The organism is Kosakonia arachidis (assembly GCF_900116535.1).
Classification (GTDB): Bacteria; Pseudomonadota; Gammaproteobacteria; order Enterobacterales; family Enterobacteriaceae; genus Kosakonia; species Kosakonia arachidis.
In genome coordinates this window covers 353,004-374,830 of the sequence record NZ_FPAU01000004.1, presented here as the reverse complement: position 1 = coordinate 374,830, position 21,827 = coordinate 353,004, and the positions used below count along the sequence as shown (strand labels likewise).

Annotated in this window: 20 protein-coding genes; 6 read left to right on the top strand and 14 right to left on the bottom strand. The window is 52.7% G+C overall.

What is annotated here, in order from left to right:
- Nucleotides 1–134 precede the first annotated feature (134 nt).
- On the bottom strand, nucleotides 135–1,013 hold the full coding sequence (locus BM427_RS16650) for a LysR family transcriptional regulator (protein WP_090123386.1): 879 nt from the start codon (nucleotides 1,011–1,013) through the stop codon (nucleotides 135–137).
- Between the two features lie 135 nt (nucleotides 1,014–1,148).
- Here BM427_RS16650 and BM427_RS16645 point away from each other — a divergent pair, with 135 nt between their 5' ends.
- The 3 genes from BM427_RS16645 to BM427_RS16635 all read left to right on the top strand — a co-directional run bounded on the left by BM427_RS16645 (nucleotide 1,149) and on the right by BM427_RS16635 (nucleotide 3,362).
- Nucleotides 1,149–1,772: a glutathione S-transferase family protein gene (locus BM427_RS16645; RefSeq protein ID WP_090123384.1), complete on the top strand. Its 624-nt coding sequence runs from the start codon at nucleotides 1,149–1,151 to the stop codon at nucleotides 1,770–1,772.
- Between the two features lie 19 nt (nucleotides 1,773–1,791).
- A complete protein-coding gene (locus BM427_RS16640; protein WP_090123382.1) occupies nucleotides 1,792–2,562 on the top strand; it encodes an enoyl-CoA hydratase/isomerase family protein in 771 nt (256 codons plus the stop codon).
- 74 nt (nucleotides 2,563–2,636) lie between these two features.
- On the top strand, nucleotides 2,637–3,362 hold the full coding sequence (locus tag BM427_RS16635; protein WP_090123380.1) for an SDR family oxidoreductase: 726 nt from the start codon (nucleotides 2,637–2,639) through the stop codon (nucleotides 3,360–3,362).
- 139 nt (nucleotides 3,363–3,501) lie between these two features.
- Here the strand turns inward: BM427_RS16635 and BM427_RS16630 are convergent, their stop codons facing one another.
- A complete protein-coding gene (locus BM427_RS16630) occupies nucleotides 3,502–4,614 on the bottom strand; it encodes an alkene reductase (RefSeq protein ID WP_090123378.1) in 1,113 nt (370 codons plus the stop codon).
- Between the two features lie 315 nt (nucleotides 4,615–4,929).
- On the opposite strand from BM427_RS16630, the gene BM427_RS16625 reads away from it, so the two are divergent.
- On the top strand, nucleotides 4,930–6,048 hold the full coding sequence (locus BM427_RS16625) for a lysozyme inhibitor LprI family protein (RefSeq protein ID WP_090123375.1): 1,119 nt from the start codon (nucleotides 4,930–4,932) through the stop codon (nucleotides 6,046–6,048).
- 87 nt (nucleotides 6,049–6,135) lie between these two features.
- Here the strand turns inward: BM427_RS16625 and BM427_RS16620 are convergent, their stop codons facing one another.
- From BM427_RS16620 to BM427_RS16585, 8 genes are all read right to left on the bottom strand, one after another.
- Entirely contained in the window at nucleotides 6,136–6,744 is a 609-nt protein-coding gene (locus BM427_RS16620; protein ID WP_090123373.1) for an ANTAR domain-containing response regulator, read from the bottom strand.
- A complete protein-coding gene (locus tag BM427_RS16615; RefSeq protein WP_090123371.1) occupies nucleotides 6,741–7,898 on the bottom strand; it encodes a transporter substrate-binding domain-containing protein in 1,158 nt (385 codons plus the stop codon). Before BM427_RS16615 ends, BM427_RS16620 begins: the two co-directional genes overlap by 4 nt.
- A gap of 43 nt (nucleotides 7,899–7,941) precedes the next feature.
- Nucleotides 7,942–9,648 carry a nitrilase-related carbon-nitrogen hydrolase gene (locus tag BM427_RS16610; RefSeq protein WP_090123369.1) on the bottom strand — a complete coding sequence of 569 codons (1,707 nt, stop codon included), beginning with the start codon at nucleotides 9,646–9,648 and terminating at the stop codon, nucleotides 7,942–7,944.
- The gene (locus tag BM427_RS16605; protein ID WP_090123367.1) at nucleotides 9,648–11,141 is read right to left on the bottom strand and encodes a purine-cytosine permease family protein; all 1,494 of its coding nucleotides are present in this window, start codon (nucleotides 11,139–11,141) and stop codon (nucleotides 9,648–9,650) included. The genes BM427_RS16610 and BM427_RS16605 overlap by 1 nt, the downstream gene beginning before the upstream one ends.
- A gap of 360 nt (nucleotides 11,142–11,501) precedes the next feature.
- Nucleotides 11,502–11,876, bottom strand: coding sequence for a helix-turn-helix domain-containing protein (locus BM427_RS16600; protein WP_090123365.1), 375 nt, complete (start codon nucleotides 11,874–11,876; stop codon nucleotides 11,502–11,504).
- 48 nt (nucleotides 11,877–11,924) lie between these two features.
- Nucleotides 11,925–12,788, bottom strand: coding sequence for an efflux RND transporter periplasmic adaptor subunit (locus tag BM427_RS16595; RefSeq protein WP_090123363.1), 864 nt, complete (start codon nucleotides 12,786–12,788; stop codon nucleotides 11,925–11,927).
- Complete coding sequence (locus BM427_RS16590; protein ID WP_090123361.1) at nucleotides 12,785–13,000, bottom strand: DUF1656 domain-containing protein; 216 nt, start codon at nucleotides 12,998–13,000, stop codon at nucleotides 12,785–12,787. Before BM427_RS16590 ends, BM427_RS16595 begins: the two co-directional genes overlap by 4 nt.
- A complete protein-coding gene (locus tag BM427_RS16585; RefSeq protein WP_090123359.1) occupies nucleotides 12,990–15,053 on the bottom strand; it encodes an FUSC family protein in 2,064 nt (687 codons plus the stop codon). Before BM427_RS16585 ends, BM427_RS16590 begins: the two co-directional genes overlap by 11 nt.
- Before the next feature lie 76 nt (nucleotides 15,054–15,129).
- Between BM427_RS16585 and BM427_RS16580 the strand changes: the two genes are divergently transcribed.
- Nucleotides 15,130–15,924 carry an AraC family transcriptional regulator gene (locus BM427_RS16580; protein WP_090123357.1) on the top strand — a complete coding sequence of 265 codons (795 nt, stop codon included), beginning with the start codon at nucleotides 15,130–15,132 and terminating at the stop codon, nucleotides 15,922–15,924.
- An 82-nt stretch (nucleotides 15,925–16,006) separates the two neighbouring features.
- Here BM427_RS16580 and BM427_RS16575 read toward each other — a convergent pair whose 3' ends face one another.
- Nucleotides 16,007–16,309: a putative quinol monooxygenase gene (locus tag BM427_RS16575; RefSeq protein ID WP_090123355.1), complete on the bottom strand. Its 303-nt coding sequence runs from the start codon at nucleotides 16,307–16,309 to the stop codon at nucleotides 16,007–16,009.
- A 58-nt stretch (nucleotides 16,310–16,367) separates the two neighbouring features.
- Complete coding sequence (locus BM427_RS16570) at nucleotides 16,368–17,384, bottom strand: NADP-dependent oxidoreductase (protein WP_090123353.1); 1,017 nt, start codon at nucleotides 17,382–17,384, stop codon at nucleotides 16,368–16,370.
- A gap of 90 nt (nucleotides 17,385–17,474) precedes the next feature.
- Here BM427_RS16570 and BM427_RS16565 point away from each other — a divergent pair, with 90 nt between their 5' ends.
- A complete protein-coding gene (locus tag BM427_RS16565; protein WP_090123352.1) occupies nucleotides 17,475–18,383 on the top strand; it encodes a LysR family transcriptional regulator in 909 nt (302 codons plus the stop codon).
- Nucleotides 18,384–18,642: 259 nt separating this feature from the next.
- Here BM427_RS16565 and BM427_RS16555 read toward each other — a convergent pair whose 3' ends face one another.
- Together BM427_RS16555 and BM427_RS16550 are read right to left on the bottom strand one after the other, a co-directional pair.
- On the bottom strand, nucleotides 18,643–20,265 hold the full coding sequence (locus tag BM427_RS16555) for a carbohydrate porin (protein ID WP_090123348.1): 1,623 nt from the start codon (nucleotides 20,263–20,265) through the stop codon (nucleotides 18,643–18,645).
- Nucleotides 20,266–20,777: 512 nt separating this feature from the next.
- The gene (locus BM427_RS16550; protein WP_090123346.1) at nucleotides 20,778–21,803 is read right to left on the bottom strand and encodes an LLM class flavin-dependent oxidoreductase; all 1,026 of its coding nucleotides are present in this window, start codon (nucleotides 21,801–21,803) and stop codon (nucleotides 20,778–20,780) included.
- Between the last annotated feature and the right edge of the window lie 24 nt (nucleotides 21,804–21,827).

Here is a 21,827-nt window from a genome sequence, read left to right as displayed (position 1 = left end):
TAAACGTTCCGGTTTACCGGGCTGGTTACAAGAGAGGCTAATCACCCGACCGCCTGCGTGAATAAAACAGTGACTACAAGCCAACGATTTTTTTCTCCTTGTCGGAACGGCTTTGCATCAATACAAAAGACGTTTTAGGCCTGTAATAGGGTTTCAACAAAGGTTGAAAACTGGCGGGCTTTGGCTGTGGCCATCCGTCCACCTGGAAAAACGGCCCATAAATCAATGTCAGGCAGTGTCCACTCATTGATAACGCGTTCCACCATCCCCGTCGCAATTTCCTGCGAAAACATCCAGTCTGAAGCAATAGTAATTCCCATACTTGCCAGTACAGCGGCTCTGACACCTTCCGCTGCGCTTAAATGAAGCCGTCCGTTAAGCACCACATTTTCCACTTCATTACCCCGTCTGAACTGCCATGTATCATTCACCTGGCTAAAAACCAGCGCTTCATGTTGGCTGAGGTCCCTGGGGTGTTTTGGATAACCGAAACGGGATAAATAGTCCGCCGTTGCCAGTACAGAACGTCGGGACGTTGCCAGCTTACGCGCCACCGCCCCAGAGTCCTGGAGGTTGCCCATGCGCAAACAGATATCGATACCTTCAGCAATCAGATCGATTGGACGATCGTCGAGCCTGATATCAACCTTCAATTGCGGGTGCTGTTCCATAAAATGTGGCAGAAAAGGAATGACATGTAATCGGGCAAAGGTGGGCGCGGCGGCCACCCTCAGAATACCCGACAGGCCTTTGTCTGCGCTTCGTGCGGCAATTTCTGCTTCTTCAGCTTGCTGTAGGGCAATCCTGACGCGCTCGTAGAAACGCTGGCCCGCTTCCGTGGGTGTCAGGCCATGCGTGGTACGCAGCAACAACCGTACGTCAAGATGCTTTTCCAGTTGAGCAATCGTCTTGGATACGGCTGGCTGCCCAATATTCAAAATACGCGCGGCGGCGGAAAAAGAACCGGCATCAACCACCTGAACATACATCTGCATCGCCTGAAAGCGGTCCATCATATTCCTCCATGGAATAGCAATTATCACATTTAGCCATCTGCCATTACCCACCGACATTAGCAGATACTCTACTTCAACGACAGCGGGCAGAAATTACCCCTCCCGTTTAAACGCCAAATGTGGAGTCAGACTATGTACGAACTTTTCGCCTTCGCCACGCCAAACAGTATTAAGCCCGCCATTCTGCTGGAGGAGCTTGCCCTGCCGTGGCAGTTGCGCGGCATCAATATTCGCCAGGGTGAGCAAAATCAGGATGCTTTTCTGGCGCTGAATCCCAACGGTAAGGTGCCGGTACTGCACGATCCGGACAACGAGATGGTACTGCGCGAGTCGGCGGCCATTCTGGTTTATCTGGCCGAAAAGCACGCAAACCTGCTGCCCTCTGGCGGGAAGCCCAGGGCGCGGGTGTTTGAACAGCTATTTTTTCATGCTTCGGCTGTCAGTCCCGCTTTCGGGCAGGCCGGTTTCTTTACCCGGCCTGCCCACGAGCCTCAACCGCTGGCACAAGCGCGTTTTAACCAGGAAGCCATCAGAGTGACCCGTTTGCTGGAGCGCCAGCTTGCAGCAACACGCTGGGTTGCGGGCGATGAATACACCATTGCGGATATCGCACATTACGGCTGGATGTGGCGACGTCAGTTCGCCGGTATCAGCCTTGAAGAGATGCCCCATCTTAAACACTGGTTTGAAACCCTATCAGCACGCCCCGCTGTGGTGCGCGCCGTTGCAAAACTGAATGCTTTAACCGAAAACTGATAACCGAGGAATCACTATCATGTCCCGTTTCGAACATTACCGTCATCGCTTTACTCACGCGCGCCTTACCCGCTCAGCCAGTGGGGTGCTTGAAGTCATGCTACACACGGAAGGTAGTTCGTTGCTGTTTAACGGCCACACCCACGAAGAATTTGTCGAACTGTTTCATCAAATCGGAGCCGATCCGGATAACCGGGTGATTATCCTGACAGGCGCAGGTGAGGCATTTATGGAAAATATCAGTCCCGATGGTTTCGATTTTTTCACTCCTCGCGGCTACGACAAGATTTATCGCGAAGGCAAGAAGGTGCTGATGAATCTGCTGGATATTGAAGTACCTGTGATAGCGGCACTGAACGGCCCGGTTCGCCTGCATTCAGAATACGCTTTACTGTCTGATATCGTGCTGGCCACCCCTGATACCGTGTTCCAGGACAAGCCACATTTCGAATTCGGTATTGTGCCGGGGGATGGGGTCAATCTCTTATGGCCGGAAGTCATCGGCAGCGTGCGCGGCCGTTATTTTCTGCTGACGCGTCAGGAACTGGATGCAACGACGGCCAAAGACTGGGGTGTGGTGAATGAAATTTTGCCGCGGGACAGGCTGCTGCCCCGCGCACATGAGCTGGCAGAATCGCTTGCCGCATTGCCGCCACTGACAAGCCGTTACACTCGTATCGCACTCACGCAGAAACTTCGTCGCATCATTGATGAAGGTGCAGGTTACGGCTTGGCACTGGAAGGCATCAGTGCTGCCGATGTGGCATTACAGGCGGCCATTGCGCCTTAATCCCGCTCAGTAATTTCTACTTATCCGGCGCATCACAACGCCGGATTTTGTCATTGCGCATCGCGGAGGATTAGATGAATCAGCAAAGAACATTTCTCATTACCGGAGCCAGTAAAGGTATCGGTTTCGCTTTATCTGAACGTCTGGCCAGTGCCGGGCATCATGTTATCGGGATTGCTCGCCATGCGCCTGAACAGGGTTATCCGGGGCAATTTATTGCCCTCGATCTTGCCGATACCCCGGCGGTACAACAGCAATTCAGCAAGATAAATGCGGCGTTCAGGGTGGATGGCGTCATCAATAACGTCGGCCTGGTACGCCCGCAATGGCTGCCTGATGTCACGACAGATACGCTTGATGAGGTCTTGAGGGTTAACCTGCATCCCGCACTGCTGGCGGTTCAAAGCGCTTTACCGGGTATGCGCGCCCGCGGCTGGGGGAGAATTATGAACATTGCCAGCCTGACGGTACTCGGCGTACCGCAGCGGACATCCTATGCTGCCGCCAAAGCCGCGTTAGTCAGTTTCACACGTAGCTGGGCGCTGGAACTGGCTACGCAAGGGATTACCGTGAATGCAGTGGCTCCGGGGCCGACAGAAACAGCGCTGTTTCGGGCCAACAACGCCGCTGGAAGTGAGGGTGAGCAGCGCTACCTTGCCGGTGTTCCGATGAAACGTTTGGGCCAGCCCGAGGAGATAGCCGCGGCCGCTCAGTTCTTGCTGAGTGACGATGCTGGATTTATTACCGGGCAGACACTGTACGTTGATGGTGGTGCGTCAATAGGCGTATCACAGCTCTAACGAATCGTCAGGTAAACAGTCAACGGGACGTGCTGTTGAGAAGCAAGAGAAACCGCAAAATATCAGCGATGCTTACGTGAGCTGGCGTATATAAAAACAACAAATCGGGCAACCGCCATGTGCCCGATTTTATTATTTATTAAGGCTGCCAGGTAGGAAAATCAATATATCCGTGCCCATTACCACCAAAAAACGTTTCGCGTTGATAAGGCGTTAACGGGTAACCATATTGAATACGTACAGGCAGATCCGGGTTAGCGGTAAATAAGCGACCAAATGCAATTAAATCGGCATCCTTCGCCGCCAGCATCTGCTCAGCGGCTTCGGGTTTGAACCCACCCGCAGCGATAATCGTGCCATGGTAAAACGCGCGCAACTGATGGCTGGCAATAGGTTCAGCATAATAACCACTGTCACGATCTTCCGGTCCCACAATGCGAGGCTCAATAATATGCAGGTAAGCCAGTGCCGAATCATTTAGCTTTTCGGCCAAATAACAAAATGTCGACGCCGGATCGCTGTCACGCATATCGCCATAAATCCCACTTGGTGAAATACGCACAGCGACTCGCCCTGCACCCCAAACGTCTATGAGTGCAGTCACAACCTGCAGTAAAAAACGTGTTCGATTTGCCAGGCTTCCGCCCCATTTATCCCGGCGTAAGTTACTGCCATCCAGCAGAAATTGCTCCGGCAGATAGCCGTTCGCCGCATGGAGTTCAACGCCATCGAAACCGGCAGCTTTCGCGCGTTTCGCCGCAAGCCCGAACGCCGCAATGATCCCGACAATTTCACGCTCTTCAAGGGCCCTGGGTTCAGGGAACAGTTTCCCTTCATAAGTTCCGTCTTCATTTTTGACCATACCGTAGGTATCCTGCGCTATCAGTGCAGAGGGCGCGACAGGAGCCTGCCCTTCGGAGAGTTCCGGCAAGGACTGGCGTCCTGGGTGCCAAAGTTGCAACACAATCTGGCCGCCTTGCTCATGCACCGCATCAACAACACGTTTCCATCCCGCCTGTTGTGCAGGATTAAAAATGCCAGGGGCATCAGCGTAAGCATTCGCGAAAGGTGAAATCGCGGTCGCTTCCGCAATCAGCAGACCTCCCAGACTGGTGCGCTGGCGATAATACTCAACCATTAAATCTCCGGGTACACCGCCTTTATCCGTGCGCATCCGCGTTGTCGGCGCCATAACAACACGATGTTGAAGACGCAGTTTTCCTGCCATAACAGGGGTAAATAATGCATTCATTTTGTCTCTTCTCTACTGGAATGGTGAACGAAGCATAAAGAGACATGCATAGGCCAGAAACATCTGCGCAGGCATAACCGCTATGCTGCGCTGGAATGTATGCGTGAGAGAATTCACTGACGGTCGAACGGTAGGCAAACCCGTTTTAGTCTCACACATTTTTTTGCGATATCCACCCGTCAATCCTCTGCTGTGCCCGTCTGGTCAGTCTGTTATCTCGTTTCCGCCATTACCACGTACAAAGTATCGCTGTTTGCCCTAAAGCTTTTTAGTTTCAGCCCGATAGAGATATTCAAACTCAAAAAGGGCAAGATTATGAAGAAAGTCATTCTGGCAGGCTTGCTGTGCTGCATTTCGCAAATGGCCAGCAGCGCCTCGTTTAATTGCGAAAAAGCCGCAGGTTTTGTCGAACTTACCATTTGCTCCACGCCTGCGCTGTCGAAGATGGATAGCCAGCTTAACGAGCGCTATAACCAGCTACTTCAGCAGCAACCGGAAAATAAAGTCCTGCTGCGCAAATCCCAGTTGTCATGGCTGAAAGATATTCGTAATAAGGCGACGACAATTGAGTCGCTGCAAACCGCGTATCAGTCCCGCATTCAGGACCTGCAAACACTGCTGGGTACCAAAACTGAACCAGTTCAGACGAAACCTGATCCTGCCCCTGTTGCTCCGCAGCCTGCGCCTGTTGCCGCCAAATCGGAACTTGAAATGAAAGCTGAAGCGGGCGATATCGCTGCGCAGGCCGCGTGGGGAATTGAGCTCAGTAAGGGCACGACGCAGCAAAAAAGCGAAGCCATTCACTGGTTGGAATCCGCAGCGGCGCAAAAAAATCCGGCGGCCATGCAGCGGTTGGGTTTTCTCTATACCTACGGGAAAAGCGTTGCTCAGGATATCAATAAAGGTGTTGCGTTAACCCGTGCAGCAGCCGAAGCCAATGATGCGAATGCGCAAATTGATTTGGGTTACAACTATGCCAACGGGATTGGCGTCGAAAAGGATTATCAGCAATCGCTGGCGTGGTATGAAAAGGCAAAAGCGAATGGCAGCCCTTTAGCGGATAAAAATATTGCGGCGATAAAATCCAACATGGAAGAAGAGGCCAAATACCGCAATGGCTATACTGCAATCGTGACCTGTGGCCCGGTTACCGCGCCGGGATATGTCGATAACTGCTTTAACGACAGCGACCTGAAAATCACCAAAGACAATATCACCACGCTTTATAACATGAGCAGCGGAAATTACCCCAGCACGGCTGGCGAGGCATTCTCCGATGGATTACATATCAAACTGCCGGAAAACTTTAGCGTATTTGCGCAAAACAGCATGGATAACGATGTGTTAATGGTGAAGATTGTCAAAAATGACAGCGGTAAAGTGGTGTTTCAGGATCAAGCGTCAAAAGACGGTGTGATTAAGGTCAGAAACTAAGCCGAACAGTGAAATCCCGTTCCCTCCGGCCTCGTATTGAGGCCGTTTTTTGCACAGCATGTTGCTAAATTACGTTAACGCGGTACGCTATTCCGCCAGCAGTGATTTCAACCGGTTGAGCCAGGACTCCGTGTCGTTCAACAACTCACAACTGAGGTTTTCAATGGTCATGTGTTGCGCCATCGAGGCACGGCGCAACAAACTGTAGGCATCATCTTCCTCCAGCCGTAGCGCGTGCATAACCCGCAATTGTGCGGAAAACAGAAACTTCCGAGCACGCAGTCGCTCTTCCTGCCGCCGGAGTTGCGCTTCCAGTTGGTTGATACGCGCAGCATTATTAAGCGCCAGCGTAAAAGCCGTCATCACACCATCAAAACGTACCGGTTTGCGCATATAACTGTCTATCTTCTGCTCAGCAATCCACTGTAAACGCGATGGCGTTTCAATAGCGGTGAGCGCAATCTTTGGCAGCGCGGGCCAGGGGAGCAGGTTTGTGGGGTGAAACAGGGTGGAGTTATCACCGTCAAACAACAGGAGTTGTTGGTCAGCCAGTTGGCTCTCATCAGGAAACGTAGCACAGAACATGCCCTCAATCCCTATGCGGCTAAACTGCTGCGCCAGGTGTTGGTTATCACGATCGGAGCAGCCAATCACACACACTTTTAATCCGCGCATCTGCACATTTTTTCGGCTCATGCACTGCCTCCGCGATGCGTGAGACTCGCGAGATCCACCCAGGCCAGCCAGGGATCGGGTTTCACTGCAGCATCAGTCTGCCAGAAACTCACCAGCCTGCCGTTGTGACATCGCGCCAGATGCGGGGTAAGCCAACAGTGATTATTGTCGGCATCGAGGCGGATCCGCCCGGCTGGTGAATCCATCTCATCCTGCAATACGGCATTGCGTACGCCTTCAACATCGGCATTGCCGTGGCGTGCAATGGCTCTCGCCAGCAAATGTCCAGCCAGCCAGGCACTCTCACTGTCCACGGACGGCGAGACATGTTCACCAAAGCGCTGGCGATAGCTGCTCAGAAAACGCCGGTTGGCGTCGCTGTCAATCGACTGAAACCAGCTTGCGGAGACCAGATACCCCTCTAATGCCTCTGAGCCAATTAACTGAACTTCCGGCTCACACAGCGTCAGGCTTAGCTTCAGCACCTCGTTTAACCACGGTTGTTGCTGGCAGGCCTGATGCCAGGCGCGGTAAAAACTGTAGGCACTTTTGCCGACCATGGTATTCAGCAGCACTTTCGGGCGGCAGGCGATAATATCAGCGATTAACGTCTCCACATTTTCGTCGCCCAGCGGCAGTAATTTACTCTGCACCACGCGGCCGCCTGCAGGGACCACGGCTTCACGGGTGATGCGATCCATCTCCCAGGACCAGACATAGTTAGAACCGACGTGATAGATTTCCGCCGCCTGCTGCTGTAACAGCCAGCTAAGCATCGGCAAGATATGCTGATTGGGCGTGGCACCAAGGTAAATGACGCTGTTGCTGCTCTCAAACCCTTCATAGCGCGCGGAGTGCCACAGCAGCGCGTTTGCGCCTTCGATTAACGGCAGAATGGTTTTACGTGCCGCGGAAGTGTAGCAGCCGATCACATGGCGCACGCCGTGGCGATAAAGCAAGTCATGGCAATATTCGTAGTAAAGATCCAGAGAACCCTGAGGATCCCGGATCACCGGAGCAAGGGTAAATTCATGGGCGGGATTGGCGTTTATCTCCTCAATCGCCAGCAGAATGCCGTTGAGCATCTCGCGCCCGATAACCGCATAATCGCCTGAAACAGAATAGAGAATACCGACCGGAATAACGCGTTTAGGCAGCGGCTGAGTGGCAGACATAATGGCTCCTGAATCAACGCGGCCCGTAGGCCGCGCCTGTGGTTCATCGCGGTGGTTGAGCAACCAGCGCAGTGTAGTAATGTGGCTGACGCATCAGCACCAGCTCTTTACGTCTTACCACATGATCGGGCCAGGTGGTATCGGCTGAACCTGTGGAGATATCCAGCACCGCCAGCCCTTTCGCACCTGTGGCTTTCGCCTCTTGACGCGGAAAAGCAAACGTATCCGGGCCGAATACCCCGCTCAGGCCAAAACTTTCTCCTTCAGCCGCAGGCCAGTTGGCAAAAGCCAGCCAGACATTATTCTCACCCGCACGAACGCGCGGCAGTAGCCAGTGGTAAGGATCGGCCCCGCGCGGAATTGGCCAGACATGGGGGATCGCCGTGCCAGCATGTGCCATTGGCGCAGGGGAATTGAGCTGCGCGGGGCACGCGATAATGTCGCAGCCTTCCAGCGCCAGAATACGTGCAGCTTCCGGCACCAGCAGATCTTCACCCAGCAAGATACCGACCCGCCCGCAAGGGAGATCACAGGTCACCCACTGATTTCCTGCGCAGGCCCATTGCCGATCCTCTTCGCTAAGGTGAATCTGCCGATAGTGCGCAGCGAGCCCGGCACTGCTCACCAGCACCGCACTGTTATAGCACTGCTCCCCTTCCCGCTCGGCAAACCCCGCAAGCAGCGCGATATCGAGTTCTATCGCCAGCGCGATCAGCGCCTGTACTGGCGCATCATCCAGCGCCAGTGCGTAGCGGCTACCCTTACCGCCGGTCAGCGCACGTTCCGGCAATACCAGCAGTTCCGCACTCTCCGATTTCGCCTGTTCGGCCCAGTGCCGAATCTGTGACAGGTTGGCATCAACATCGTTTTGCGGGCGGAACTGTGCTACGGCAATACGGGACGCTTTGCCGTCAGGCAGGGGATTACGTCCGTATAAGCCAAAAAAGTCCTTTGGATTCCACTGAAACGTGTTGGTCATCAAACGGTGATACAACTCAGGCCGACGCTTATTCAGTTGCGGGTTCTCCGCAGGCAGTGGTAATTCCGTGCTGAGCACCTGGTCGCCGCTGTCACAACTGGCCAGCAGATTGCCGTGGCTATCCACAATGCAACTGCCACCGCTGAACTGCACGCCCCGCTCCCACCCCCAACGGTTACTTTCGATCAGTGTGCAGCCGTTCTCCCAACCACGCGTGAGCCAGTAAGGTGCGGGCGTGCGTTCAGCCAGCCAGTTGCTGATGTGGCATATGATTTGCGCGCCGCCCAACGCGGCCAGCCGGGCGGTTTCAATAAAGTGAATATCCATACAGATCAACAGCGCGATATTGCCGATCTCCGTGTGAAATACCTGATGTCCGCTATTGCCGTTAGCCGCCCATTTCGGCTCCGATATATAAGGGTGCGTTTTACGATGGACACCCATCACGCCCTGCGGCCCAACCAGAACAGCGCTGTTATAGTAAAGATCGGTCAGCGGATCCCGCTCCGGCATGCCAAAGACCAAAAAGCAGTTAAATTCACGCGCAACGGCAGTAAATGCCTGGCTGGTGGCGCCGTCCGCCGTTTCTACATAAGGGGCGACTTCCGCGCGATCCAGCCAACAATAGCCGGTGGTGGCCATTTCCGGCATGACGATTAAGCGCGCGCCATCACGCGCGGCCTGGGTTGCTAATGCCAGCAGGCGAGCAACGTTTTCCTCTTTTCTAAACTGCGTTGGTTCAAACTGGATGGTTGCAACGGTGATGCGCATTATTCAGCCTCCTTGCTCAGTAATGGATTAAATACCGGTTTTGGTCCCTGATAAGCATCGGCGGGTTTCCAGTTGGTTTGCATATCCTCAGGGAAGGTTTTGAAGTAATAGCTGCCGCGGGTGGCAACGCTGATCGCAACGTGCAGCACCGGGCCAACCAGCATGGCGATAAACGAGGCATACACCATCGGATACAGGCCCAGCACACCAGCCGCGCCTATCGCAACAGCAGCACACAGTGCAATCACGCCGGACGGGTTCCACATACGCAGATACTCTTTACGGAACTCCACGAAATCGGATGGCGCAAGGTGCAGCACTTTGCGGCAGATAAAGTAATCAGCGAGGATAATAAACACCCAGGTGTTGGTGAGAATGCCCGTAATAGAAAGGAAAGTGCCGGTATACTGCAAAATATTGCAGATATAGAACACCACACCAAGCAACCAAACCAGCAGCATCCACCACTGACGTCCCGGGCGATAGTTAAACGCCATATCCATCGTATTCGACAGTGCAATCGAACCCGAGTAAAGATTGAGCACGTTGATGCGGATCTGGGTAATCACCGCAAATAACACGCCGGTCAAACCAATAATCAGCGGGAAGACAAAGCCCGGATCGAGCGCCAGCGACCAGACATCCTCTCCCTGAATATGCGGCATCAAGGTGTAGGCCATAAACGCGCCAAACAGCATCACCACCACAATCGGGATCAGCATCCCCAGCATGATGGTGGCAGTGCCTTTATGGCTGATACCCGGACGGGCAAAACGACCGTAATCGGTGGCCATCAATCCCTGGAAGACAATCTGCCCGTTGGCCATATTCATCACCAGCCACAATGCGTTACTGTCGATCTCCCCTTTTGGCTGCCAGCCGCTGAAGCCGACCGCCGGATAATGGTGCGTTAATTGCCAGATACAAAAGCCAAACAACACAATAAAAATGGGAACGCCCCAGGTTTGCAGAAATTGCATGGATGACATGCCTTTCCAGACAAACCAGATGGCGGCCAGCCCCATTAGCGCAAAGATGGCGATACCGGCAGCCGAGTTGACTGGCACGCCCGCATAGTTGGCGATAGCGTGAGAGACGATGGTGCCTTCGAACAGGAAATAGAAGATGAAATTCACGGCGTAAATCAGCGACGTGAAGGCCGATCCCATATAGCCGAATCCCAGCCCGCGCGTCATCAAATTGAGTGAAAGTCCCTCTTTACTCGCCATCTTCATAATACAGGAGCCAATTAAGGTGGCGAACACCACCATATAACCAATCGGCAGCAGCAACATGGGCCAGCCGACCTGATAGCTCATGTCCGCGCCAAGGCTAAACCAGAACATGGCGGTAGAGTTGCCGAGCAACACCAGAATAATGGCCGGAATAGGCCAGCGATAGTGCGACGGCACGCGGCCGACCGCGTAATCCTCAACGGCTTCGGCTTCGGTGATATCTTGTGGACCCTGAAACCATGCTTTTAACTTGCTCATAGATTTACTCCAAAAAAAAGCCCCGCCGACAGCATTGCCGGCAGGGCTTCTTCGCCTGAAATCGATGTACTGGAGTGGCGATTCGCCACAAGCCGCTTACCAGGCTACGGTGCCTGTTCCTGCCATGCAGGATGCGGTATCGTTGATCATGCAATTAACGCGCCAACTTTAAGAAACAGCAGAGAAAGCGAATAAACGGGCTGGATGGCGAGGTGAACACGCACTATGGCAATGCAGTGCGCACCATCGTGGTACAAAAGCGCGTTATTCCGTCAAGGCGTCCTGCTTTTTAAAGAGATATTCCTGAACCGTCACCCGGCCTGGTAATAGAAGACTGGCCCCCAACTATTAGTCGGTTGATTATTTGCGTGGTTTTACGTCGGTATGAAAATCATCGAAATGCTGACGGAAAAATGTCTTTCTGTATTTATGCGGCGGCAGTTGATATTTTTTGTGAAATGCCCGGGTTAATGATTGCTGAGAATCAAAGCCGTATTTCATTGCCAGACTAATTAATGATTCATTGGAGCTGATCAGCTGCTCGGCAATTAAACTTAGCTTTCGCTCCCTGATAAACTGGCCCAGATTCTGGCCCGTCTCCGCAAAAAACAGTCGCTGTAAGTGCCATTTTGAATAGCCAGACTTTGCCGCGACATCATCAATTTTCATTGGCGACTGAATATTGCGATTAATCCATGCGATTAAATTGATGATAAGTTCTTTTCTGTGGTTCATAGCGTTAAACTCAACGTGTGCGGAATATTGACCAGAAACGTTATGCGGTTATGGCGTAATCAACACGCTCGCAGACAGGCCAGCCACCAGATCAATTCCCGCCGGTAAGGTGTCAATATGAATGCGCACCGGAATACGCTGCGCGAGCCGTACCCAACTGAATGTCGGTTCCACTTCCGGCAGGCCAAGCCCGCCCGTCTCGTCATTACTGTCACCGATCCCATGCCCGATACTCTCAACATGGCCGGTAATGGCGGGCTCAAACCCCATCAACGCTATCTGTACGCTACTTCCTACACGAATATGGCGCAGTTTGGTCTCCTCGAAATAACCGACAACCCAGAAGCTGTTAGCATCGACGATAGCCACTGTTGTTTCGCCCGCGGTGGCATAATCACCAGCGCGAAGCCGCAGATGCGTGACATAGCCTGCAACCGGTGAGCGAACCGTGGCATGGGATAAATTAAGCTGTGCCAGTTCCAGCGCGGCCAGCGCACCATGATAGTTCGCCACCGCGACGTTCGCCGCGCTGTCTGTTTGCTGCAAATCCTCGCTGGAAATCACGCCCTTTATGCGGGAACGTCTTGTTGCGGCATCCTGGCGCATTACCATCTCATGGCGTTTTGCCTCAACGTCAGCCTGCGCGCTGGCCACCGCCAGCTTTAACCAGCGGGGATCGATCGTATAGAGCACATCACCACGATTAACCCACTGATTATCTTTGACTATCACACTGTTGACCGGCCCGGAAACCTCAGGCGCAATCTGCACCACATCAGCACGCACCCGACCATCGCGGGTCCAGGGTATCTGCGCATAATGTTTCCACATCATAAAAGCCAGAAGTGCTGCCACCGCCACTGCGCTTAATGTCAGTGCATAGCGTCCAAAAAGAGATAGCAAAGATTTCATGCGAATAACCCCAACGCATTCAGCCCCTGGATAAGCAGGGAAAAGGTAACGATATAGATTGAGAAGTCCATCAGCGGGCGATAAGGCAAACGCCGGTAAATCCTGCTGAGAGAGAAAAGCGGCACGCACAACAGGGTAAAGACCAGGGCCAGAACCGCGATAATCAACAAGCCCGGGAAAAAGACACCGCCAATATTCATGTCATTGATCATCGGTTTGCTCTCTGTTCTGCTCCTGCAATGCGCAGTACAAATCAACCAACCTGCCAATGAATTGCTGCGATTGTTGCTGCCCGGCAGGCAAACAGAGTCCAATCATTGCGGCAATACGCTGGCGCAAGATAGCGGTATCCGTCGCGCGGCTGAGTAGGTAAAACACCTCGTTGATCGCTTTCCCCATATCCCCGCCTGCCGGGGAATCGCCACGGCGTAAATGCATCACGCCGAGGCCAATTCGCAGATAGTGCAGCATCTGGTTAAGCGTCTGCGCTGGCGATTGCCTGCTACGCTGCAAACGCGGAAGTAACAAGGCCGTTCTGTCGATCATTAAATTAGTCCAGTACGTTTCATCAGTTTTAAAGGTGCCTTTCACGTTGCGTCGTATATCGCGGTGGCAACGCTTCAGCAGACGATTTATGGCCGCGTCTGCCTGCACGGTTTGCAGCAAGCTCATACCGATCACGGCAAAGCCGGTCGCGGCAAATAAGGCGATGGCGGTGTTGACAGCCACAGCGAAGTCTCCGCTGTAGTGGGCATCTAACTCGCACAAAACAGGCAGCGTGAGGGTGATCCCCATGGCCATAAACGTGGTGGGCGGCCGCGCCTGGAGCGATCCGGCCAGCAGATATGCCGGGGCAAACACCGCAACCAACACAGTGAACTCAGTAACGTGTGGAAGAAGGGCAAAGCTATAGATCAGGCTTATCAATACGCCCCAGAAGGAGCCAATAATGTATTTCACAATATGCGGAGCCGGGGCGTCGAAACTGCCAAACAACGTACAACAGACGCCAAGGATAGACACTGCCGTCCCGCCATCAGGCCAGGCCGAGAAAATCCATACCAGGCAGCCGCTCAGGATGATCACGAACGCCCCCAGCGCAGTGCGTGCAGCGGCCAAATGATCGCGATGGAAAACATAGCCTTTTGCCACATGGTCCTGCATCTGCGCAGGCGCGGGTTTCGCGTGATGGATGGCGCCAGCAAGACGCTCGCATTGCTGTATCAGGAGGATGGCTTCCGTCAGATGACGGGCAAAACTCGCTTGCACGGCATCTTGCAACGTCAGCGCGTGTTTAGCCTGCTGCGCCGTTACCTGCTCGCTACGTATTCTTAGCGTTTCTGCTGTAATTTTTCGTTCCCGCTCATCCTGACAGGCGAGCCAGTGCTGAACATCACACAGCAGTCTGTACAGATCGTCCGGCATCGCTTCAATCATCTGCACGCGATCGCGTAATTCGCAGATGACGATTAACAATCGGGCCAGCTTGTCATGCAGGGCATTTCTGGCGTGCCGGATTGGTACAGAAAGGGCGAAGTCATAGGGAATGTGGTGGCTGACGCCCTGAAGGTACTGTAACGCCAGTGCCAGATGCAGACTGTTTGACGCCTTGTCGGATTTGCCTGCCAGCGCGTCAGCAAGGGTCTGTCGTGCCGAGCGTAGCGTTTCCGATAATTTGCTGTTGAACAGGCCGGATATCCGTTTTGGCAGAACATAGCGGTGAAGCAGCGACGCACAGAGGATACCAATCACGATCTCCTGTACCCGGACGATTGCGGTGTCAAATATCGCGCCGGGATGCACTACCGCAGGAAAACCGATCAGGCTCGCTGTGTAACCGGCTAAAACAAAAGCGTAAGCGCGGGGGGTGCGTTCAAGCAGGGATAAGTAAAGGCAGAAGGTGATCCAGCCGGTAAGCACCACGCTGCAAAAAATCGGCATATTCACGAACGTGGGCACAATCAGCACGGTCGCCGCGGCACCGATAACGGTTCCGGCCAGGCGATAAAGGGATCGGCTGAGTGACGCGCCAACCGAGGTCTGCGAAACAATATAAACAGTAATGATTGACCAGGACGGTCTTTCAAGACCGATCGATAAGGCGATGTAATAAGCGAGCATCGCGGCTGCAAAGCTCTTGATGGAATAGAGCAACGCATTGGCGTCATTTTGCAGCGTCAATGAAGCCATGATGACGCCGGTACGGTGGAACACGTTGGAGATAGCCCGCCCAAAGCGGCAGTGACAGACGTTTATTTTGTTCATGCCGGGATTATTACCGACTTGCGTACTCGCTTAAATACTCTATTCTGTCAAAAAATCCCTAAATGTTGCCAATACAATGAAGACCAATGATGCGACGCAAGTGTTTGATCCTGACGCCACACCGTGCCCGGCCGTGGCTCGCCATCTCGAGTTCGTTGATTACGCAGCCGAAGTGCCCGTGCATACGCACCGTAAAGGGCAATTAATTATTGCGCTGTATGGCGCCGTTATCTGTCGCGCGGAAAATGACATATGGATCGTGCCACCGCACTGCGCTGTCTGGATCCCAGGCGGGATCCCGCATAGCGCAAAAGCGACCTGGAACGCGCATCTGAATTATTTATTCATTGAACCCGGCGCCGTAGCACTCCCGGAGAAGTGTTGCACGCTGGCCATTTCTCAGCTGATTAAAGAATTAGTTGACCGTTTAACCCACGAGAGCATTGATTACCCGCCGGATAGCCACGTTGCAAGGCTAACCCGAGTGACGCTCGACGAATTAGCCACCATGCCGCAGCAGAAATTGAGTCTGCCTGTCTCTTCGAATCCCAAAATACGTACCATGGCCGATACGCTGGTAAGCCAGCCGGAGGATCGGAGCACGTTTAAAGAGTGGGCGAAACGGCTGGCGATAAGTGAGCGTTCCCTGGCACGGTTGATGCTGCGCGAAACAGGGCTGACCTTTGGACGATGGCGCCAGCAGCTCCATTTGATTATTGCGCTACAGGAGTTGGCCAGCGGCGTATCCGTGCAAAATGTGGCGGCTAAATTGGGGTATGAGTCCGTGAATGCCTTTATCACCATGTTCAGGAAAACGATGGGCAGCACGCCTGCCCACTATTTTGCCGAACGGAAAATAAGCGCACGCTAATTCAGATTTTGTGCGCGAAACTGCCGGTAAAACGGTGACTGACGCGCCAGGCATAATAAATGCAACGGGTATCAAAGGGTCATTACACATCGAACAACCCCCTTTCGTTAAAGGCGTCATATTTCAAAACCTCACCCGTCATTCGTTCCTGCCATCGGGTGATAAATGCCCGGGTGTGGGTAGCGGCAAGATGCGCCGTGAGTGCCTCCTGATCTTTCCAGCGTTCAGATATCAGTAATCTTCCCGTCAGAGGATCGCCCACTGCAATATCATACGAGAGGTTGCCTTCACGTTTTCGCACGCGTTGAGCCAGTAATTCTATATCGGCCATAAATTGCTGTAAGCAAGCGGGCTCAATATGTATATAGCCGGAGACGATGAGCATAACGCTTTCCTTTTTCTGCCTATCCCCGATTGCAATGCATGACAAATCGGGGAAGTGATTAATAGTTTGTCAGCACAATTTTGCCCTGAAGACTTCCCGTGGCAGCACGCTGATGGGCAGCCGATGCCATTGCTAATGGATAGGTGCTATCAATGACCACCCGGATAATGCCTTTTTCCAGAAGACGACCTGCTTCTGATAATTGCGCACCATTGGAACGAACTTGTGTTGATGACACTGTAATCGCTTTTTTGGCGGCCTCACTCCATGCGGAAAAACCCAGAGGGTTAACCAGAAATAATGCACCGCCTGGCTTTATACAGTGCAGAAAGCGCTCCATATTTGCACCGCCAACCGCATCAAGTACCAGATCAACATTGTTGACTACGTGCTCTGGTGCCGTTTTGGTGTAGTCGATAAACTCATCCGCCCCCAAATCACGTAATAGCGCCTCATGGCGGGAAGACGCAACGGCAATAACCCGTACCCCTTTCCAGCGGGCAACCTGAACCGCAAGGTGCCCAACGCCACCACCCGCACCATTGACCAGCACGGTCCGGCCTTTTAATGGCACGGCTTGATGAGGAAAAGTCTGGAAAGGATTCGGCGCGTCATGCCCCGTTTCGACAAGAAACTGCCAGGCTGTGAGGAGTGACATCGGTGCCCCGGCAGCCTGAATATGGTCAATCCCCTGGGGTTTTAATGCCAGCTCGGATGAAGGCACGCTGACATATTGTGCATAGCCGCCACTGCCTTCCATTAGCCTTTGCGGAAAGCGCACCATCGAATAGACCTCATCACCCGTGCTAAACCCGGTAACATTTTTACCGACCGCAGCGACGACGCCTGATACGTCAGTTCCCAAAATGAGTGGAAAAGTGGGTTCAGGCCACCATTCAGGCGGAAGTGCGCGATAACCGTCACGCAGATACCAGTCTGGCGGGTTGATGCTGGCCGCCTGGACATGGACAAGAACCTCATCGCTACCCGCTACCGGTCTCCGGGTCTCTTCATACAGTAGGTTTTCCGGCCCGCCAAATGCATGAAGTTGTACTGCTTTCATCGTTTCACTCATAACAACCTCGCTCTAAAAATGCTCAGGTGTCAGATCATACGATGAATATTCTGGATTGATAATTAGGCTCAATTTCGCTTTAATTATGCCATGAAGGAACAAATGGCTTTTGAACGACTCACCGGTCTCATTGCATTCGCTCGTGCAGGCGCGCTGGGCAGCTATACTGCGGCTGCCCGTTCGCTTTCCGTTTCACCTTCCGCCATCAGTAAGAGTATTCAGCGGCTGGAGAAGCATCTCGGCATTACCCTGTTCACGCGAACGACGCGTTCGCTGGTTTTGACTGCCGAAGGCCGCGAACTGCACGAACGGGCGTTACGGTTGTTACGGGATGCGGAAGAGATCGAACAGGTAGCCAAACGTACCCGCGCTGAACCCGCAGGGACGTTACGCATCGCGGCGTCGTTACCAACAGGTATCCATTTGATTGCCCCTGTTCTTCCACAATTTTGCGCGCTTCACCCCAAAGTGATGATTGACCTGCGCTTAAGCGACCACAGGATAAATCTTGTTGATGAGCATATTGATATTGCGATTCGCATGGGTGAGCTTGCGGATTCCAGTCTCCTGTCGCGTCGCCTCCCGCCCTATCTGATAGGTTGTTATGCCTCGCCTGAATATTTATCGCGTTGCGCACCTCCGGAATATCCGAACGACTTAATTGGGCATAAAACAATTAATCTGCGTTACCAGAATACGGGGCAACTTTTTCGCTGGCCGTTCCGCGTCGGAGAGCGGGAAATTGAGATTATACCTTCGTCAACGGTCATTGTTGACGCAAGCGAAGCCGCCATAGCCGCAACGGCTGCCGGGGCCGGAATAGGCATGGCCGCGAATTTTATGGTGGCATCCCTGGTAAGGGATAAAAAGTTAGTTCCCGTGCTGGCAGATTTTGCGGTAGAGCGCAACAATATTTCGGCTCTCTGGCATGAAAGCCGTCGTGCCAATCCTGCGGTACGCGCCTTTCTCGATCATATGCTTAAGAGCCTATCCCATTAGGCTCTATACCCGTCATACTTCAAGCTGCATGTGCGTTGGCTTTTTTATTCGGCTCATCCCTGAGCCTTACCCCTTCGGGGCCGCTGCTTACAGCGTTCAAATCTGCTCCCGGCAGATTTGTCGCTCACCCCAGTCACTTACTGAAGTAAGCGCCTGGGGATTCACTGTGTCGCCGCCTTCCTGCAACCCGAATTATTTAGGGTATAAATACCTTTGAATAAAAAGGCCTGCTGTGTGCAGGCGCAGAATTTTTAATTTATCACCACCACACTTCCGCCTGTACGCCGACGGTGAACTGATCTCTCTTCGCATCGGCAAATTCAAACTGACTGATGCCATTATCGTTCACCTTCAGATAAGTCCCATAGAAACGAATTTCCGGACGCGAGGTCAACAGGCTGGTATCCACTTTCAGCGCATGATAGAGCGTAGTTTTATAACCTGATTCATGATATTCATTGCCGCCAGTTTTATTTTTCTGTTCAAACCAGGAAAGCTCTACACCGGTTTGATTAAAGTTATCCCAGATATACGCCGGGCGAACCACCGCACGAACGGAATTAAAATCAGTATGTGCACCGGTATTGTAGTCGTAAATATCATTACCGTACGCATAGACCAGCGCATGCGCCATAATCACATCCGGACGTAAATAGTTCTCGCCCTGGGAAATCATGCGAAAAGCTTTGCCGTAACTCTGTTCGCCATAATACTGGTCATTATAACTGTACGACGGGTTAGAATCTGAAATTAACGCAAAGCCGCTGGCGATGGAATTATCCGCGCCCTGGAGTGTTAGTTCGTTAAATCCGCCGTCGTTAAATTTATGCCGCAGAATTAAACCGCCATGCCAGGCATCTTTGACGCTGTAATAGGTGCCATTATCTTCATTTTTATGATTATTGTTGGTTTCATTGGGCATCGCATAACGTGCAAATATTTCCACCGAGGCTTTATCCCATAGCGGAATATCTTTATAGCGCACCTCTACGCTGTTGGCGTTAACCTGCTGCGTATTGTCCGAGGTCGCATAATCGACCGCATGAGCATTAACATCTTCTCGCGTGACGGCCATATTTAACTTGCCGGGACCAAGCTGCCAGTTCTCGATACCGAGGCCCGAACCGGCGTTCGTGCGATGACTTTTCCAGTCAAGCATCTGAATTTCATACACCGGTAGGTTATGTTTACCCACCCAGAAATCCGCTTCCGGCGCAAACGGCAGGAATCCTTTGGTCGTCAGATAAATATCCGAGAATTGCAGAAGATTTTCCGACGCGCTGTCAAACCAACCCGCGCTGTACTGCTGGCCAACATTGCCATCCAACATGACCACGGCTTTCGCCACCTTGCCACCGGTATCGTAGACTTTCTGCGACAATTGCAGGTCGAACCAGGCACTGTTTTCCTGGCCGAATCGCCCCAAGGAACCCATGGCGTAAGACTTCGGCGCGCCGCGCGTTCCGGTTGACCAGCCGGAGCGGAAGTAGCCGGTATAACTGAAACCGAGATCGTTTTTCACATATTTACTGATGTCCGCCAGTGTCACCTCTTGTGTCGGTGTCGCACTGGTGCCCACTGCCGAATGCGCTGGCGTAGCGTCGCCAGGCGCGGATATTGCCACATGCGTTTTATCGGCGGGTTGATTACTGGCGACAACGTTCGTTTCGTGGGAAGTATCCGGTTGCCTGTCGAACCGGGTTTTATATTGCCACAGCTCTTGCTTCGTGGCCTGTAATTTCTGTTGGTTTTCAGCCAGTGCTTTTTCCAGTAATTCCAGGCGCTGCTCAACAGAGAGTTTTGCCGCGTCGACGCAAGCGGAAGCCAGTGTAGAAGATATTAAGAGTGCAATCCATTTCAGTTGATGCTTTTTACTTATCATCTTTTCATTCCTGTTATCCGTAGTAATAAATAGGTTAGTTAATATCAATTTAATAAATATTCAGGCAATACAACCCCACCTGATGAACTGAATCGAGATCAGGTATTTAATTATCTGTACCAGTAACATGAACGACGAATTACCCCGGCAAATAGCATATAGTTAAAATCATTCATTATAGAAACCGGAGTCGTTCACAAAATACTCTGCAACGGCTATCAGAGCATTTCACATTTTACCTAAACGGCAGATCATCGGTATGTTCCGTTGTTCGCACCTCCTGATGAAAATACGATGGCATTTCAAAGCAAAAAAAACCTGAATCACTTTTTCTGGCAGTAAATGCTCAGAAAAACGATTCAGGTTTTGCCCGTATGGGTCAGAGAATAATACGGTAGCAATCCAGTTTGTCCTGCGACAGGATACTGGCATTTAATGCTCTGACAAGCGACGAATCACTCGTTTGCGTTATTTTGTGAACTCACGCAATATTTCACGCCTGATTTTTCACATTAATCGCGCCAGCCCATAGCCGGGGCCACATGCTTAAGAATCGATTCGATAACATGCACGTTGTAATCTACGCCCAACTGATTCGGCACGGTCAGCAATAAGGTATCGGCTTCGGTAATCGCCTCGTCCTGTTTCAGCATTTCAACCAGTTTTTCCGGCTCTGCTGCGTAGCTACGACCAAAGACTGCACGGGTTTTCTCATCAAGAAACCCCACTTTGTCCTGATCGTTCCGGCTACTGCCAAAATAAGCGCGGTCGCGATCGTCCATCAGCGCAAAAATGCTGCGGCTAACGGAAACGCGCGGTGTACGCTGGTGCCCCGCCTCCGCCCAGGCCGCGCGATACGCGCGGATCTGCTGCGCCTGCTGAATGTGGAACGGCTCGCCGGTTTCATCATCTTTCAACGTAGAGCTTTGTAAATTCATTCCCAGTTTTGCTGCCCAGACGGCGGTCGCATTCGAACCGGCTCCCCACCAGATACGCTCACGCAACCCCGCGGAATAAGGCTCCAGACGTAAAAGTCCTGGCGGATTCGGAAACATCGGCTGCGGATTTGGCGTGGCGAACGCTTCACCTTTCAGGATCTCCAGCAACGTTTCGGTGCGCTGACGCGCCATGTCGGCCTCACTTTCGCCTTCGGCAGGTTGATAACCGAAATAACGCCAGCCATCAATCACCTGCTCCGGCGAGCCCCGGCTGATCCCCAGTTGCAGGCGACCGCCGGAAATGAGGTCTGCCGCGCCTGCGTCTTCAGCCATATAGAGCGGATTTTCATAACGCATATCAATAACACCGGTGCCGATCTCGATATTGCGGGTTTTCGCACCGATGGCTGCCAGTAGCGGGAAAGGAGAACTGAGCTGACGGGCGAAATGGTGGACGCGGAAATAGGCGCCGTCGGCGCCCAGCTCTTCGGCGGCAACCGCCAGATCGATAGATTGCAACAGTGCATCAGCGGCTGAACGAGTGGCGGATTGGGCAGAAGGCGTCCAGTGACCAAAGGTCAAGAATCCGATCTTTTTCATGGCTTCGGGGGTCCTTTTAGGAAA